The 16,470-nt window shown below is 54.9% G+C and carries 6 protein-coding genes, 1 tRNA gene and 3 rRNA genes; 9 read left to right on the top strand and 1 reads right to left on the bottom strand.

Going from position 1 to position 16,470, the window contains the following annotated elements:
• Positions 1–300 precede the first annotated feature (300 nt).
• From OVA10_RS04855 to aceK, 8 genes are all read left to right on the top strand, one after another.
• Positions 301–1,840 (top strand): 16S ribosomal RNA (locus tag OVA10_RS04855).
• A gap of 85 nt (positions 1,841–1,925) precedes the next feature.
• A tRNA-Glu gene (locus tag OVA10_RS04850) sits at positions 1,926–2,001 on the top strand.
• A gap of 219 nt (positions 2,002–2,220) precedes the next feature.
• Positions 2,221–5,127 (top strand): 23S ribosomal RNA (locus tag OVA10_RS04845).
• Between the two features lie 93 nt (positions 5,128–5,220).
• Positions 5,221–5,336: ribosomal RNA gene (gene rrf, locus OVA10_RS04840) — 5S ribosomal RNA — on the top strand.
• Together the 16S, 23S and 5S rRNA genes with 1 tRNA gene alongside form the textbook arrangement of a ribosomal RNA operon.
• Before the next feature lie 192 nt (positions 5,337–5,528).
• Positions 5,529–6,458 (top strand): homoserine O-acetyltransferase MetA, encoded by a 930-nt coding sequence (metA, locus tag OVA10_RS04835; RefSeq protein ID WP_100778090.1) that lies wholly within the window; start codon positions 5,529–5,531, stop codon positions 6,456–6,458.
• Positions 6,459–6,729: 271 nt separating this feature from the next.
• Positions 6,730–8,331, top strand: a complete 1,602-nt coding sequence (aceB, locus tag OVA10_RS04830) for a malate synthase A (RefSeq protein ID WP_268195517.1) — start codon at positions 6,730–6,732, stop codon at positions 8,329–8,331.
• 135 nt (positions 8,332–8,466) lie between these two features.
• A complete protein-coding gene (aceA, locus tag OVA10_RS04825) occupies positions 8,467–9,771 on the top strand; it encodes an isocitrate lyase (RefSeq protein ID WP_181827901.1) in 1,305 nt (434 codons plus the stop codon).
• A gap of 49 nt (positions 9,772–9,820) precedes the next feature.
• Positions 9,821–11,548 (top strand): bifunctional isocitrate dehydrogenase kinase/phosphatase, encoded by a 1,728-nt coding sequence (gene aceK, locus OVA10_RS04820; protein WP_181827165.1) that lies wholly within the window; start codon positions 9,821–9,823, stop codon positions 11,546–11,548.
• Positions 11,549–11,596: 48 nt separating this feature from the next.
• On the opposite strand, the gene iclR is transcribed toward aceK, so the two are convergent.
• Positions 11,597–12,421, bottom strand: a complete 825-nt coding sequence (gene iclR, locus OVA10_RS04815) for a glyoxylate bypass operon transcriptional repressor IclR (RefSeq protein WP_123429852.1) — start codon at positions 12,419–12,421, stop codon at positions 11,597–11,599.
• Between the two features lie 194 nt (positions 12,422–12,615).
• Here iclR and metH point away from each other — a divergent pair, with 194 nt between their 5' ends.
• On the top strand, positions 12,616–16,299 hold the full coding sequence (metH, locus tag OVA10_RS04810) for a methionine synthase (protein ID WP_268195516.1): 3,684 nt from the start codon (positions 12,616–12,618) through the stop codon (positions 16,297–16,299).
• The last annotated feature ends 171 nt before the right edge of the window (positions 16,300–16,470 follow it).

The raw sequence follows: 16,470 nt of genomic DNA, 5'->3' as shown, positions 1-16,470 counted from the left end.
CTATAATGCGCCTCCATCGACACGGCAGATGTGAATCACTTCACACAAACAGCCGGTTCGGTTGAAGAGAAAAAATCCTGAGATTCAGGGTTGACTCTGAAAGAGGAAAGCGTAATATACGCCACCTCGCAACGGTGAGCGAAAGCCGCGTTGCACTGCTCTTTAACAATTTATCAGACAATCTGTGTGGGCACTCAAAGTGACATGGATTCTAACGTCGCAAGACGCTAAATGAATACCAAAGTCTCTGAGTGAACATACGTAATTCATTACGAAGTTTAATTCACGAGCATCAAACTTAAATTGAAGAGTTTGATCATGGCTCAGATTGAACGCTGGCGGCAGGCCTAACACATGCAAGTCGAGCGGTAGCACAGAGAGCTTGCTCTCGGGTGACGAGCGGCGGACGGGTGAGTAATGTCTGGGAAACTGCCTGATGGAGGGGGATAACTACTGGAAACGGTAGCTAATACCGCATAACGTCGCAAGACCAAAGAGGGGGACCTTCGGGCCTCTTGCCATCAGATGTGCCCAGATGGGATTAGCTAGTAGGTGGGGTAACGGCTCACCTAGGCGACGATCCCTAGCTGGTCTGAGAGGATGACCAGCCACACTGGAACTGAGACACGGTCCAGACTCCTACGGGAGGCAGCAGTGGGGAATATTGCACAATGGGCGCAAGCCTGATGCAGCCATGCCGCGTGTATGAAGAAGGCCTTCGGGTTGTAAAGTACTTTCAGCGAGGAGGAAGGCATTGTGGTTAATAACCACAGTGATTGACGTTACTCGCAGAAGAAGCACCGGCTAACTCCGTGCCAGCAGCCGCGGTAATACGGAGGGTGCAAGCGTTAATCGGAATTACTGGGCGTAAAGCGCACGCAGGCGGTCTGTCAAGTCGGATGTGAAATCCCCGGGCTCAACCTGGGAACTGCATTCGAAACTGGCAGGCTAGAGTCTTGTAGAGGGGGGTAGAATTCCAGGTGTAGCGGTGAAATGCGTAGAGATCTGGAGGAATACCGGTGGCGAAGGCGGCCCCCTGGACAAAGACTGACGCTCAGGTGCGAAAGCGTGGGGAGCAAACAGGATTAGATACCCTGGTAGTCCACGCCGTAAACGATGTCGACTTGGAGGTTGTTCCCTTGAGGAGTGGCTTCCGGAGCTAACGCGTTAAGTCGACCGCCTGGGGAGTACGGCCGCAAGGTTAAAACTCAAATGAATTGACGGGGGCCCGCACAAGCGGTGGAGCATGTGGTTTAATTCGATGCAACGCGAAGAACCTTACCTACTCTTGACATCCAGAGAACTTAGCAGAGATGCTTTGGTGCCTTCGGGAACTCTGAGACAGGTGCTGCATGGCTGTCGTCAGCTCGTGTTGTGAAATGTTGGGTTAAGTCCCGCAACGAGCGCAACCCTTATCCTTTGTTGCCAGCGGTTCGGCCGGGAACTCAAAGGAGACTGCCAGTGATAAACTGGAGGAAGGTGGGGATGACGTCAAGTCATCATGGCCCTTACGAGTAGGGCTACACACGTGCTACAATGGCGTATACAAAGAGAAGCGACCTCGCGAGAGCAAGCGGACCTCATAAAGTACGTCGTAGTCCGGATTGGAGTCTGCAACTCGACTCCATGAAGTCGGAATCGCTAGTAATCGTAGATCAGAATGCTACGGTGAATACGTTCCCGGGCCTTGTACACACCGCCCGTCACACCATGGGAGTGGGTTGCAAAAGAAGTAGGTAGCTTAACCTTCGGGAGGGCGCTTACCACTTTGTGATTCATGACTGGGGTGAAGTCGTAACAAGGTAACCGTAGGGGAACCTGCGGTTGGATCACCTCCTTACCTGAAAGAACCTGCCTTTGTAGTGCTCACACAGATTGTCTGATGAAAAGTAAATAGCAAGGCGTCTTGCGATTGAGACTTCAGTGTCCCCTTCGTCTAGAGGCCCAGGACACCGCCCTTTCACGGCGGTAACAGGGGTTCGAATCCCCTAGGGGACGCCACTTGCTGGTTTGTGAGTGAAAGTCACCTGCCTTAATATCTCAAAACTGATTCTCAGGAATCATGTTTGAGATATTTGCTCTTTAAAAATCTGGATCAAGCTGAAAATTGAAACGACACGCTGCGTCTGTTCTCCGTAATAAGAACAGAATGACGGTGTGTTCGAGTCTCTCAAATTTTCGCGACACGATGATGTTTTACGAAACATCTTCGGGTTGTGAGGTTAAGCGACTAAGCGTACACGGTGGATGCCCTGGCAGTCAGAGGCGATGAAGGGCGTGCTAATCTGCGATAAGCGTCGGCGAGGTGATATGAACCTTTGACCCGGCGATACCCGAATGGGGAAACCCAGTGTGTTCCGACACACTATCATGTCATGAATACATAGTGGCATGAGGCGAACCGGGGGAACTGAAACATCTAAGTACCCCGAGGAAAAGAAATCAACCGAGATTCCCCCAGTAGCGGCGAGCGAACGGGGAGGAGCCCAGAGTCTGAATCAGCGCGTGTGTTAGTGGAAGCGTCTGGAAAGTCGCACGATACAGGGTGAAAGTCCCGTACACAAAAATGCACACGCTGTGAACTCGAAGAGTAGGGCGGGACACGTGGTATCCTGTCTGAATATGGGGGGACCATCCTCCAAGGCTAAATACTCCTGACTGACCGATAGTGAACCAGTACCGTGAGGGAAAGGCGAAAAGAACCCCGGCGAGGGGAGTGAAAAAGAACCTGAAACCGTGTACGTACAAGCAGTGGGAGCCTCTTTTATGGGGTGACTGCGTACCTTTTGTATAATGGGTCAGCGACTTATATTCTGTAGCAAGGTTAACCGTATAGGGGAGCCGAAGGGAAACCGAGTCTTAACTGGGCGTTAAGTTGCAGGGTATAGACCCGAAACCCGGTGATCTAGCCATGGGCAGGTTGAAGGTTGGGTAACACTAACTGGAGGACCGAACCGACTAATGTTGAAAAATTAGCGGATGACTTGTGGCTGGGGGTGAAAGGCCAATCAAACCGGGAGATAGCTGGTTCTCCCCGAAAGCTATTTAGGTAGCGCCTCGTGAACTCATCTTCGGGGGTAGAGCACTGTTTCGGCTAGGGGGCCATCCCGGCTTACCAACCCGATGCAAACTACGAATACCGAAGAATGTTATCACGGGAGACACACGGCGGGTGCTAACGTCCGTCGTGAAGAGGGAAACAACCCAGACCGCCAGCTAAGGTCCCAAAGTCATGGTTAAGTGGGAAACGATGTGGGAAGGCACAGACAGCCAGGATGTTGGCTTAGAAGCAGCCATCATTTAAAGAAAGCGTAATAGCTCACTGGTCGAGTCGGCCTGCGCGGAAGATGTAACGGGGCTAAACCATGCACCGAAGCTGCGGCAGCGACGCTTATGCGTTGTTGGGTAGGGGAGCGTTCTGTAAGCCGTTGAAGGTGTGCTGTGAGGCATGCTGGAGGTATCAGAAGTGCGAATGCTGACATAAGTAACGATAAAGCGGGTGAAAAGCCCGCTCGCCGGAAGACCAAGGGTTCCTGTCCAACGTTAATCGGGGCAGGGTGAGTCGACCCCTAAGGCGAGGCCGAAAGGCGTAGTCGATGGGAAACAGGTTAATATTCCTGTACTTGGTGTTACTGCGAAGGGGGGACGGAGAAGGCTATGTTAGCCGGGCGACGGTTGTCCCGGTTTAAGCATGTAGGCGGAGGTTCCAGGTAAATCCGGTACCTTTTTAACGCTGAGGTGTGATGACGAGGCACTACGGTGCTGAAGTAACAAATGCCCTGCTTCCAGGAAAAGCCTCTAAGCATCAGGTAACATCAAATCGTACCCCAAACCGACACAGGTGGTCAGGTAGAGAATACCAAGGCGCTTGAGAGAACTCGGGTGAAGGAACTAGGCAAAATGGTGCCGTAACTTCGGGAGAAGGCACGCTGGTGTGTAGGTGAAGTCCCTGCGGACGGAGCTGAAACCAGTCGAAGATACCAGCTGGCTGCAACTGTTTATTAAAAACACAGCACTGTGCAAACACGAAAGTGGACGTATACGGTGTGACGCCTGCCCGGTGCCGGAAGGTTAATTGATGGGGTTAGCGGCAACGCGAAGCTCTTGATCGAAGCCCCGGTAAACGGCGGCCGTAACTATAACGGTCCTAAGGTAGCGAAATTCCTTGTCGGGTAAGTTCCGACCTGCACGAATGGCGTAATGATGGCCAGGCTGTCTCCACCCGAGACTCAGTGAAATTGAACTCGCTGTGAAGATGCAGTGTACCCGCGGCAAGACGGAAAGACCCCGTGAACCTTTACTATAGCTTGACACTGAACACTGGTCCTTGATGTGTAGGATAGGTGGGAGGCTTTGAAGCGTGGACGCCAGTCTGCGTGGAGCCAACCTTGAAATACCACCCTTTAATGGCTGGTGTTCTAACGTAGACCCGTAATCCGGGTTGCGGACAGTGTCTGGTGGGTAGTTTGACTGGGGCGGTCTCCTCCTAAAGAGTAACGGAGGAGCACGAAGGTTAGCTAATCCTGGTCGGACATCAGGAGGTTAGTGCAATGGCATAAGCTAGCTTGACTGCGAGAGTGACGGCTCGAGCAGGTGCGAAAGCAGGTCATAGTGATCCGGTGGTTCTGAATGGAAGGGCCATCGCTCAACGGATAAAAGGTACTCCGGGGATAACAGGCTGATACCGCCCAAGAGTTCATATCGACGGCGGTGTTTGGCACCTCGATGTCGGCTCATCACATCCTGGGGCTGAAGTAGGTCCCAAGGGTACGGCTGTTCGCCGTTTAAAGTGGTACGCGAGCTGGGTTTAGAACGTCGTGAGACAGTTCGGTCCCTATCTGCCGTGGGCGCTGGAGAATTGAGGGGGGCTGCTCCTAGTACGAGAGGACCGGAGTGGACGCATCACTGGTGTTCGGGTTGTCATGCCAATGGCATTGCCCGGTAGCTAAATGCGGAAAAGATAAGTGCTGAAAGCATCTAAGCACGAAACTTGCCCCGAGATGAGTTCTCCCTGACTCCTTGAGAGTCCTGAAGGAACGTTGAAGACTACGACGTTGATAGGCTGGGTGTGTAAGTGCAGCGATGTATTGAGCTAACCAGTACTAATGAACCGTGAGGCTTAACCTTACAACGCCGAAGATGTTTTGGCGAAGCAGAGACCGATTTTCAGCTGATACAGATTAATTAATGCGCAGGAATGCGTGTTGATAACAGAATTTGCCTGGCGGCTTTAGCGCGGTGGTCCCACCTGACCCCATGCCGAACTCAGAAGTGAAACGCCGTAGCGCCGATGGTAGTGTGGGGTCTCCCCATGTGAGAGTAGGGAACTGCCAGGCATCAAACAAGTGAAGAGGCCATCCGCAAGGATGGCCTCTTTGCGTTTTTGTCCTTTCTTGTTTATGCCTCTGTTTCCCTCCGTGAAAATTTCTCACCTTCCTCTTACAGACTCGACATTCGCACGATTCCTGGGTATTGTCAGCTATCTGGATGTCTAAACGTTTATACGTATGCTGTGAGGATATAAGGTTATGCCGATTAGGGTGCAGGACGAGTTGCCAGCCGTTAATTTCTTGCGTGAAGAGAATGTCTTTGTGATGAAGGCCTCGCGCGCGACAGGTCAGGAAATTCGTCCACTTAAGGTTCTCATCCTCAACCTGATGCCCAAAAAGATTGAGACGGAAAACCAGTTCCTGCGCTTGCTCTCCAACTCCCCGCTACAGGTGGACATCCAGCTGCTGCGCGTCGATGCCCGTGAATCGCGCAACACACCGTCCGAGCATCTGAATAACTTCTACTGCAACTTCGAAGATATCCGCAACGATAACTTCGATGGTTTGATCGTCACGGGTGCACCGCTGGGCCTGGTTGAGTTCAACGACGTGGCCTACTGGCCGCAGATCAAGCAGGTACTCGAGTGGGCCAAAGATCACGTCACTTCAACGCTCTTTGTCTGTTGGGCGGTACAAGCGGCACTGAATATTCTCTATGGCATCCCGAAGCAAACCCGCACGGAAAAGCTGTCTGGCGTTTACGAACACCACATTCTCCATCCTCATGCGTTGCTGACGCGTGGTTTTGACGACTCTTTCCTCGCACCTCACTCGCGCTACGCAGATTTCCCGGCCGCGCTGATTCGTGATTACACGGATCTCGAGATCCTGGCCGAAACGGAAGATGGCGACGCCTATCTGTTCGCCAGCAAAGACAAACGTATCGCCTTTGTGACGGGACATCCGGAATACGATGCGCATACCCTGGCCAGCGAGTTTTTCCGCGATGTGGAAGCGGGGTTAACCCCGGAAGTGCCGTACAACTATTTCCCGAAAAACGATCCGCAAAACACGCCACGAGCAACCTGGCGCAGCCATGGCAATTTGCTGTTTACTAACTGGCTCAACTATTACGTCTATCAGATCACGCCATACGATCTGCGCCACATGAATCCGACGTTAGATTAATCCTCTGCGCAGAACGATCCTAAAGCGTTTCAGCATTCCAGATCAGGCACCTTCGGGTGCCTTTTTTATTTCCGAAACACCCCTCATCCGTTAAATGATTTTTAATCTCTTCCTAATCAATAAGATAAGAACAATATTTAATTAAAATGGAAATTGTTTTTGATTTTAGAAAAATAATGGATAGTCTTAAATCTGCTGAGCGAAAACCACACAACGATCTTTCGCTCGCAGTGGGGGACGTTTTTTTGGATCTTTGATGAGGAGCAGAGAAATGAATCAACAGGCAACGACTACCGAAGAACTGACGTTTAACCAGCCCTATGGTGAGCTGGAACAGCAGGTTCTGACGCCAGACGCCGTCGAGTTTTTGGCTGAGCTGGTGACGCGCTTTGCACCGAAGCGCAATAAACTGCTGGCGGCTCGTATTCAGCAACAGCAGGACATCGATAACGATAAGCTTCCAGACTTCATTTCGGAAACTGCTTCCATTCGTAACTCAGCCTGGAAAATCCGTGGTATTCCGCAGGATTTAAAGGATCGTCGGGTCGAAATCACCGGCCCGGTTGAGCGTAAAATGGTGATTAACGCTATGAATGCCAATGTAAAAGTGTTCATGGCAGACTTCGAAGATTCACTGGCGCCAGACTGGCGTAAAGTGATCGAGGGGCAAATTAACCTGCGCGATGCGGTCAATGGCACTATCAGCTACACCAATGAAGCCGGAAAAATCTATCAGCTGAAACCCAATCCGGCCGTGCTGATTTGCCGTGTGCGCGGCCTGCATCTGCCTGAAAAACACGTTACATGGCGCAACGAAGCCATTCCCGGCAGCCTGTTTGATTTTGCGCTCTACTTCTTCCACAACCATAAAAGCCTGCTGGCAAAAGGGAGTGGCCCTTATTTCTACCTGCCAAAAACGCAGTCATGGCAGGAAGCGGCCTGGTGGAGCGAGGTATTCAGCTACGCGGAAGATCGCTTCAATCTGCCGCGCGGCACCATCAAAGCCACCCTGCTGATCGAAACGCTGCCGGCGGTGTTCCAGATGGATGAAATCCTGCACGCCCTGCGCGACCACATCGTCGGCCTGAATTGTGGACGCTGGGATTACATCTTCAGCTACATCAAAACTCTGAAAAACCATCCAGACCGCTTGCTGCCCGATCGCCAGGCGGTCACTATGGACAAGCCTTTCCTGAGTGCCTACTCACGCCTGCTGATCAAGACCTGCCATAAACGCGGTGCGTTCGCGATGGGGGGGATGGCGGCCTTTATTCCGAGCAAAGACGCCGAGCGCAATAATCAGGTGCTGACCAAAGTGAAGGCGGATAAAGAGCTTGAAGCCCGCAACGGCCACGATGGCACCTGGGTTGCTCACCCGGGCCTGGCGGACACGGCGATGGAGGTCTTCAACAGTGTGCTGGGTGAGAACAAAAATCAGCTTTTCGTTACCCGCGAAGACGACGCACCTGTCTCAGCTGAAGAGCTGCTGATGCCGTGCGAGGGCGAGCGAACTGAAGCAGGCATGCGCGCCAATATTCGCGTTGCTGTCCAGTACATCGAAGCATGGATCTCGGGCAATGGCTGCGTCCCGATTTACGGCCTGATGGAAGATGCCGCCACGGCGGAGATCTCCCGAACCTCCATCTGGCAGTGGATCCACCACCAGAAAGCGCTCAGTAACGGCAAACCGGTCACTAAATCCCTGTTCCGCCAGATGCTTGCGGAAGAGATGCGGGTGATTCAGGACGAGCTGGGCGAACACCGCTTCAGCAGTGGCCGTTTTGACGATGCCGCGCGCTTGATGGAGCAAATCACGACGTCTGAAGAATTAATCGACTTCCTTACTTTGCCCGGCTATCGCCTGCTGGCCTAACTACCCAGGCTATTTTGTTCGCCATTTTGGCCCAGGCAGTGCTCTGAATCCCTTTGGTTCTAGCGCTGGCCGTGACCAAACTGCCTTCACCAATAACGCCTGGGAAGCCAGGACGATAATATGGAGCATCTGCACATGAAAATCCGTACCCAACAAATCGAAGAATTACAAAAAGAGTGGACTCAACCGCGCTGGGAAGGCATCAACCGCCCGTACAGCGCAGAGGAAGTGGTGAAACTGCGCGGTTCGGTCAACCCGGAATGCACGCTGGCGCAGCTCGGTGCCGCAAAAATGTGGCGTCTGCTGCACGGCGAATCGAAAAAAGGGTATATCAACAGCCTCGGTGCGTTGACCGGTGGCCAGGCATTGCAACAGGCGAAAGCGGGGATTGAAGCGGTCTATCTCTCCGGCTGGCAGGTGGCGGCCGACGCTAACCTGGCCTCCAGCATGTATCCGGATCAGTCGCTCTATCCGGCCAACTCCGTACCCTCGGTGGTCGATCGGATCAACAACACTTTCCGTCGCGCGGATCAGATCCAGTGGGCGTCCGGCATTGAGCCAAACGATCCGCGCTTCGTGGATTACTTCCTGCCTATCGTGGCAGATGCCGAAGCAGGTTTTGGCGGCGTACTTAATGCGTTTGAGCTGATGAAATCAATGATTGAAGCCGGTGCAGCGGCGGTTCACTTTGAAGATCAGCTGGCGTCCGTGAAGAAGTGCGGCCATATGGGCGGCAAAGTGCTGGTGCCGACGCAAGAAGCGATTCAGAAACTGGTCGCCGCGCGTCTGGCGGCGGATGTTCTGGGCGTGCCGACCCTGGTTATCGCCCGTACCGATGCGGATGCGGCGGATTTGATTACCTCTGACTGCGACCCTTACGACAGCGAATTCATTACCGGTGAGCGCACCAGCGAAGGGTTCTACCGTACGCATGCGGGTATCGAGCAGGCTATCAGCCGCGGTCTGGCCTACGCCCCGTATGCCGACCTGGTGTGGTGCGAAACTTCCACGCCGGACCTGGCGCTGGCAAAACGCTTTGCCGATGCAATCCATGCTAAATATCCAGGCAAACTGCTGGCGTACAACTGCTCGCCGTCGTTCAACTGGCAGAAGAATCTGGATGATAAAACCATCGCCAGCTTCCAGCAGCAGCTCTCTGAGATGGGCTACAAATACCAGTTCATCACCCTCGCGGGTATCCACAGCATGTGGTTCAACATGTTCGATCTGGCCCACGCCTACGCGCAGGGCGAGGGCATGAAGCACTACGTGGAAAAAGTGCAGCAGCCAGAGTTTGCAGCCAGCAAAGAGGGCTACACCTTCGCCTCTCACCAGCAGGAAGTGGGCACGGGCTATTTCGACAACGTCACGACGATCATTCAGGGCGGCGCCTCATCGGTTACGGCGTTGACCGGTTCGACTGAAGAATCACAGTTCTGATGTTTTCCCCCTCTCCCCGCTGGGGAGAGGGCCGGGATGAGGGGAGCCTATGTCGCGTGGCCTGGAATTACTGATTGCACAAACCATCCTGCAGGGCTTCGACGCGCAGTATGGCCGTTTTCTGGAAGTGACTTCAGGCGCGCAGCAGCGCTTCGAACACGCCGACTGGCACGCCGTACAGCAGGCGATGAAACAGCGTATCCATCTTTACGATCACCACGTGGGTCTGGTGGTCGAGCAGTTGCGTTGCATCACCGATGGCAAAAGCCCCGACGCCGATTTTCTGCTCCGCGTAAAAGAGCACTACACCCATCTGTTGCCGGATTACCCGCGCTTCGAGATTGCGGAGAGCTTTTTCAACTCCGTCTATTGCCGGTTATTTGACCACCGCTCGTTATCTCCTGAGCGGTTATTTATTTTCAGCTCTCAGCCTGAGCGTCGCTTTCGCACCATCCCGCGCCCGCTGGCGAAGGATTTCTTCCCCGAACATGGCTGGGAAAGTCTGTTAAGCAAAATGCTCTCGGATTTACCGCTGCGTTTGCCATGGCAAAACAAGACGCGCGACGTGGGCTATATCATCGCCCATCTGACGGACGCTTTCGGCACCGACGTTTTACAACGCAGCCATTTACAGGTGGCTAACGAACTGTTTTTCCGCAATAAAGCCGCCTGGCTGGTCGGGAAGTTACTCACCCCCACGGCCACCATTCCCTTTCTGTTGCCGATCCATCGTACGGATGACGGCGAGCTTTTTGTCGACGCCTGCCTGACAACCAGCGCCGAGGCGAGCATTGTCTTCGGTTTCGCCCGCTCCTATTTCATGGTTTATGCGCCACACCCCGCCGCGTTGGTGGAGTGGCTGCGCGAGCTGCTGCCGGTCAAAACCACCGCTGAGCTGTATATGGCGATTGGCTGCCAGAAGCACGCGAAAACTGAGAGCTATCGCGAATACCTGCACTACATCAGCAGTAGCGACGAGCAGTTCATCGAAGCGCCCGGAATCCGCGGGATGGTGATGCTGGTCTTCACGCTGCCGGGTTTTGATCGTGTGTTTAAGGTCATCAAAGATAAATTCGCGCCGCAGAAAGAGATGACGGCGGCGCACGTTCGCGCCTGCTATCAGCTGGTCAAAGAGCACGACCGCGTGGGGCGCATGGCCGACACTCAGGAGTTCGAAAACTTTGTGCTGGATAAACGGCAGATCGCGCCTGCGCTAATGACCCTGCTGATGCAGGAAGCGCCGGGCAAAATCACCGATCTGGGCGATAAGATTGCCATCAGCCATCTTTACATCGAACGCCGAATGGTTCCGCTTAATATCTGGCTGGAGCAGGTGGACGGCCAGGCGCTGCGTGATGCGATTGAAGAGTACGGCAACGCGATCCGCCAGCTGGCAGCGGCCAATATTTTTCCCGGCGATATGCTGTTTAAAAACTTTGGCGTGACGCGCCACGGGCGGGTGGTGTTCTACGATTACGATGAAATCTGCTACATGACCGAGGTAAATTTCCGCGATATCCCGGCTGCGCGCTATCCGGAAGATGAACTGGCCAGCGAGCCGTGGTACAGCGTCTCGCCGGGCGATGTCTTCCCGGAGGAGTTTCGCCACTGGCTCTGTGCCGACCCGCGCATCGGGCCGTTATTTGCAGAGATGCACGAGGATCTGTTCCACGCCGACTACTGGCGCGGTCTGCAAACGCGCATCAAAAATGGTTACGTTGAAGATGTGTACGCCTACCGCAGGCGGCAGCGTTTTAGCGTGCGGTGGTCAATGTAGTGTTTCCCCTCTCTTACGGGAGGAGAGGGGAGCAGGCCGCATTCAAGGTTAGCGAATCCCACCATACGCCAGCGTCACTTCCTTCGCCGCTTTGATGACCAGCGCCCCCAGCTCGGTGACGCGGTCATCGGTCACGCGCGAGATCGGCCCAGAAATGGAGATTGCGGCGAAGGGTTCGCGGTGCTCATCAAAAATACACGCCGCGATACAGCGCAGACCCAGCGCATGTTCTTCATCATCGAACGAATAGCCGCGTTTGCGCGTCTGGGCCAAATCATCTTTCAGATGCAGCGGGGAAACCAGCGTGGCATGCGTATAGGCATGCAGCCCTTTGCGGTGCAGCAGGCCAGTGACTTGCTCCTCGCTGAGCTGCGACAGAAACGCTTTCCCCGCCCCCGACGCATGCATCGGCAGCTTACCGCCAATGGGTGCGGACATCCGCATCAGCTGCGTACACTGCACCTGGTCAATGATAATCGCCTGATGGTCGCTCTGATCGAGCACCGCCAGGTTGACCGTCTCGCCAGAGTCTTCCATCAGTTTGCGCAGGATCGGATGCACAATCGCCAGCAGATTACGGCTCTGCAAAAAGCTGCTGCCGACGATAAACGCATGGGCACCGACGGACCAGTGGCCCAGTTCACCCACCTGACGGACAAAGCCCAACTGCTGCATAGTGCTTAACAGACGGTGCGTGGTGGAGTTCGGCAGACCTGCCTGCTGCGCCAGCTCGGTCAGAGCCACGCTGCTGTGGGATTCCGCGATCCATTCCAGCAGCTTTAATCCGCGTGTGAGCGACTGAACTTGTCCGCCTGGCGGCGCGGTGGTGGCAGCAGGTTTTCTGCCGCGTTTTGCGGGAACGGTAGCGACCATGACGGAATCCTTTTTCTGTATCGTGGAAATCATTTTCGTTTTATTTGGTAAATTTGCAACCGTTATCCTGACTGATCGGAGGAGTGATAGTGAACATGTCTCATGTTAACGCTGCGTGACTTCTCCACCCTGCGAGATTATGCCAGTATGGACTGCTGGCCTTTTGGCCTTGTTGAGCGTTGTCGGGAGCGAGTGTGAGCAGCAAAGTAGATCAACTGCGTGCGCAGTTAAATGAACGAATTCTGATGCTGGACGGCGGCATGGGCACCATGATCCAGAGCTATCGTCTGAGTGAAGACGATTTTCGCGGCGAGCGTTTCGCCGACTGGCCTTGCGACCTGAAAGGGAACAATGACCTGCTGGTGCTGAGTAAACCGGATGTCATCGCGGCCATCCATAACGCCTATTTTGAGGCGGGCGCGGACATCGTCGAAACCAATACCTTCAACTCGACAACCATCGCCATGGCGGATTACCAGATGGAATCCCTGTCGGCAGAAATCAATTTTGAGGCCGCCAGGCTGGCGCGCGCCTGCGCCGATGCATGGACGGCCCGCACGCCGGACAAACCGCGCTACGTCGCCGGGGTGCTTGGCCCCACCAACCGTACCGCCTCGATTTCACCGGATGTGAACGATCCGGCCTTCCGTAACGTGACTTTTGATCAGCTGGTCGAAGCCTATCGTGAATCCACCAAAGCGCTGGTGGAAGGGGGCTGCGATCTGATCATGATCGAAACGGTGTTCGACACCCTCAACGCGAAAGCTGCGATCTTTGCGGTGAAGGAAGAGATGGAAGCGCTGGGCGTCGATCTGCCGATTATGGTCTCGGGCACCATTACGGATGCCTCCGGGCGCACCCTTTCCGGTCAGACGACGGAAGCGTTTTACAACTCCCTGCGCCACGCGGATGCCCTCACGTTTGGCCTCAACTGTGCCCTCGGCCCGGATGAACTGCGCCAGTACGTGCAGGAACTCTCCCGCATCGCCGAGTGCTACGTCACGGCGCACCCGAACGCCGGCCTGCCAAATGCCTTTGGCGAATACGATCTCGATGCAACGACGATGGCCGCGCAAATTCGGGAGTGGGCAGAGTCAGGTTTCCTGAACATCGTCGGCGGCTGCTGCGGCACCACGCCGGAACACATCGCTGCCATGAGCAATGCCGTCGCAGGCTTGCCGCCGCGCCCGTTGCCGACGCTGCCGGTGGCCTGTCGTCTGGCGGGCCTTGAACCGCTGACCATCGCTGATGACAGCCTGTTTGTGAACGTCGGTGAACGTACTAACGTCACCGGTTCCGCTAAGTTCAAGCGGTTAATCAAAGAAGAAAAATACAGCGAAGCGCTGGACGTTGCCCGCCAGCAGGTGGAAAGCGGCGCGCAGATCATCGATATCAACATGGACGAAGGGATGCTCGACGCCGAAGCGGCGATGGTGCGTTTCCTGAATCTGATTGCCGGTGAGCCGGACATTGCCCGCGTGCCGATCATGATTGACTCCTCAAAGTGGGACGTCATCGAAAAAGGGCTGAAGTGCATTCAGGGCAAAGGCATCGTCAACTCTATCTCGATGAAAGAGGGGGTGGAGCCGTTTATTCATCACGCAAAACGGGTGCGCCGCTATGGCGCGGCCGTGGTGGTGATGGCGTTTGACGAAGTCGGCCAGGCCGATACCCGCGAACGCAAGATTGAGATTTGCCGCCGTGCGTACAAAATCCTGACGGAAGAGGTCGGTTTCCCGCCAGAAGATATCATTTTCGACCCCAATATCTTTGCCGTCGCGACGGGTATCGAAGAGCACAACAACTACGCGCAGGACTTTATCGGCGCCTGCGAGGATATCAAACGCGAGCTGCCGCATGCGCTGATCTCCGGCGGTGTCTCCAACGTTTCATTCTCGTTCCGCGGTAACGATCCGGTTCGTGAAGCCATTCACGCCGTGTTCCTCTACTACGCCATTCGTAACGGCATGGACATGGGGATCGTCAACGCCGGACAGCTGGCGATTTATGACGACCTGCCCGCCGAGCTGCGCGACGCCGTGGAAGACGTAATCCTCAACCGCCGCGACGACTCCACTGAACGGATGCTGGAGCTGGCGGAGAAATATCGCGGCAGTAAAAGCGACGAAAGCGCCCAGGTTCAGCAGGCCGAGTGGCGCTCGTGGGACGTGAAAAAGCGTCTGGAATACTCGCTGGTCAAAGGCATTACCGAATTTATCGAGCTGGATACCGAAGAGGCCCGCCAGCTCTCCGCTCGCCCGATTGAGGTGATCGAAGGGCCGCTGATGGACGGGATGAACGTGGTCGGCGACCTGTTTGGCGAGGGCAAAATGTTCCTGCCGCAGGTGGTCAAATCCGCGCGCGTCATGAAACAGGCGGTGGCCTATCTCGAACCCTACATTGAGGCCAGCAAAGAAAAAGGGCAGACCAACGGCAAGATGGTGATCGCCACCGTCAAAGGCGACGTCCACGATATCGGTAAAAATATCGTCGGCGTGGTGCTGCAGTGCAATAACTACGAAATCATCGACCTCGGCGTGATGGTTCCGGCAGACAAAATTCTCAAAACCGCGCGCGAAGTGAATGCGGATTTGATCGGCCTTTCCGGGCTAATCACGCCGTCGCTGGACGAAATGGTCAACGTGGCGAAGGAGATGGAGCGCCAGGGCTTTACCATTCCGCTGCTGATTGGCGGTGCGACGACTTCAAAAGCGCACACTGCGGTGAAAATCGAGCAGAACTACAGCGGGCCGACGGTCTACGTACAGAACGCCTCACGCACCGTGGGGGTGGTGTCGGCCTTGCTCTCTGCGACTCAGCGTGATGATTTTGTCGCGAAAACCCGCAAAGAGTACGACACCGTTCGTATCCAGCATGGCCGCAAAAAACCGCGCACTCCGCCAGTGACGCTGGCCGCCGCGCGGGAAAACGATCTGGCCTTCGACTGGGCAAGTTACACGCCGCCGGTGGCGCATCGCCTGGGCGTACAGGCAGTCACGGCGAACATCGAAACCCTGCGTAATTACATCGACTGGACGCCGTTCTTCATGACCTGGTCGCTGGCGGGAAAATACCCGCGCATTCTTGAAGATGAGGTGGTCGGTGAAGAGGCGCAGCGCCTGTTTAAAGACGCCAACGATCTTCTCGACCAGCTCAGCGCTGAAAAGAGCCTCAATCCGCGCGGCGTCGTGGGGCTGTTCCCGGCGAACCGCGTCGGGGATGACATCGAAATTTATCGCGATGAAACCCGTACTAACGTGCTGGCGGTGAGCCGTCATCTGCGCCAGCAAACCGAGAAAGTCGGGTTTGCCAACTACTGCCTGGCCGATTTCGTTGCGCCAAAACTCAGCGGCAAAGCGGACTACATCGGCGCGTTCGCCGTTACCGGCGGGCTGGAAGAGGATGCTCTCGCCGAGGTCTACGAAGCGCAGCACGATGACTACAACAAAATCATGGTGAAAGCGATTGCTGACCGCCTGGCAGAAGCCTTCGCTGAATACCTGCATGAGCGGGTGCGTAAAGTCCATTGGGGTTACGCGGCAAATGAAAACCTCAGCAACGAGGAGCTGATTCGCGAGAACTACCAGGGGATTCGTCCGGCGCCAGGCTATCCGGCCTGTCCGGAGCACACGGAAAAGGGCACCATCTGGCAGTTGCTGGATGTGGAAACCCATACGGGCATGAAGCTTACCGAATCCTACGCCATGTGGCCGGGCGCGTCCGTCTCGGGCTGGTATTTCAGCCATCCTGACAGCAAATACTACGCGGTGGCGCAAATCCAGCGCGATCAGGTGGAAGACTATGCCCTGCGTAAAGGGATGAGTGTCTCAGAAGTAGAACGCTGGCTGGCCCCGAATCTGGGCTACGACGCTGATTAACGTCACTTTTCCTTACAACTAACAGGGCGCTCATCGGGCGCCCTGTCTCTTTATTGCGTTTAAACCCTTATACTTAAGCAAGCTCAGGCCCATCGTAGGCTGGATAAGCTACGCGCTATCCGGCGTTTCAGGCATGGGCTTCAGGAATCGATAACAATAAGGAGAACCCAC

The sequence above is a fragment of the Lelliottia sp. SL45 genome, assembly GCF_026672535.1.
GTDB classification, from domain to species: domain Bacteria; phylum Pseudomonadota; class Gammaproteobacteria; order Enterobacterales; family Enterobacteriaceae; genus Enterobacter; species Enterobacter nimipressuralis.
The sequence above is the reverse complement of the archived record's forward strand: the minus strand, read 5'-3'. Positions and strand labels throughout refer to the sequence as shown.

What these genes read in the sequence shown, in the direction of transcription:
- aceK (WP_181827165.1), top strand. Translation starts at nt 9,821, where the DNA reads ATGTCGCGTGGCCTGGAATTACTGATTGCACAAACCATCCTGCAGGGC.
- metA (WP_100778090.1), top strand. Translation starts at nt 5,529, where the DNA reads ATGCCGATTAGGGTGCAGGACGAGTTGCCAGCCGTTAATTTCTTGCGT.
- aceB (WP_268195517.1), top strand. Translation starts at nt 6,730, where the DNA reads ATGAATCAACAGGCAACGACTACCGAAGAACTGACGTTTAACCAGCCC.
- aceA (WP_181827901.1), top strand. Translation starts at nt 8,467, where the DNA reads ATGAAAATCCGTACCCAACAAATCGAAGAATTACAAAAAGAGTGGACT.
- iclR (WP_123429852.1), bottom strand. Translation starts at nt 12,421, where the DNA reads ATGGTCGCTACCGTTCCCGCAAAACGCGGCAGAAAACCTGCTGCCACC.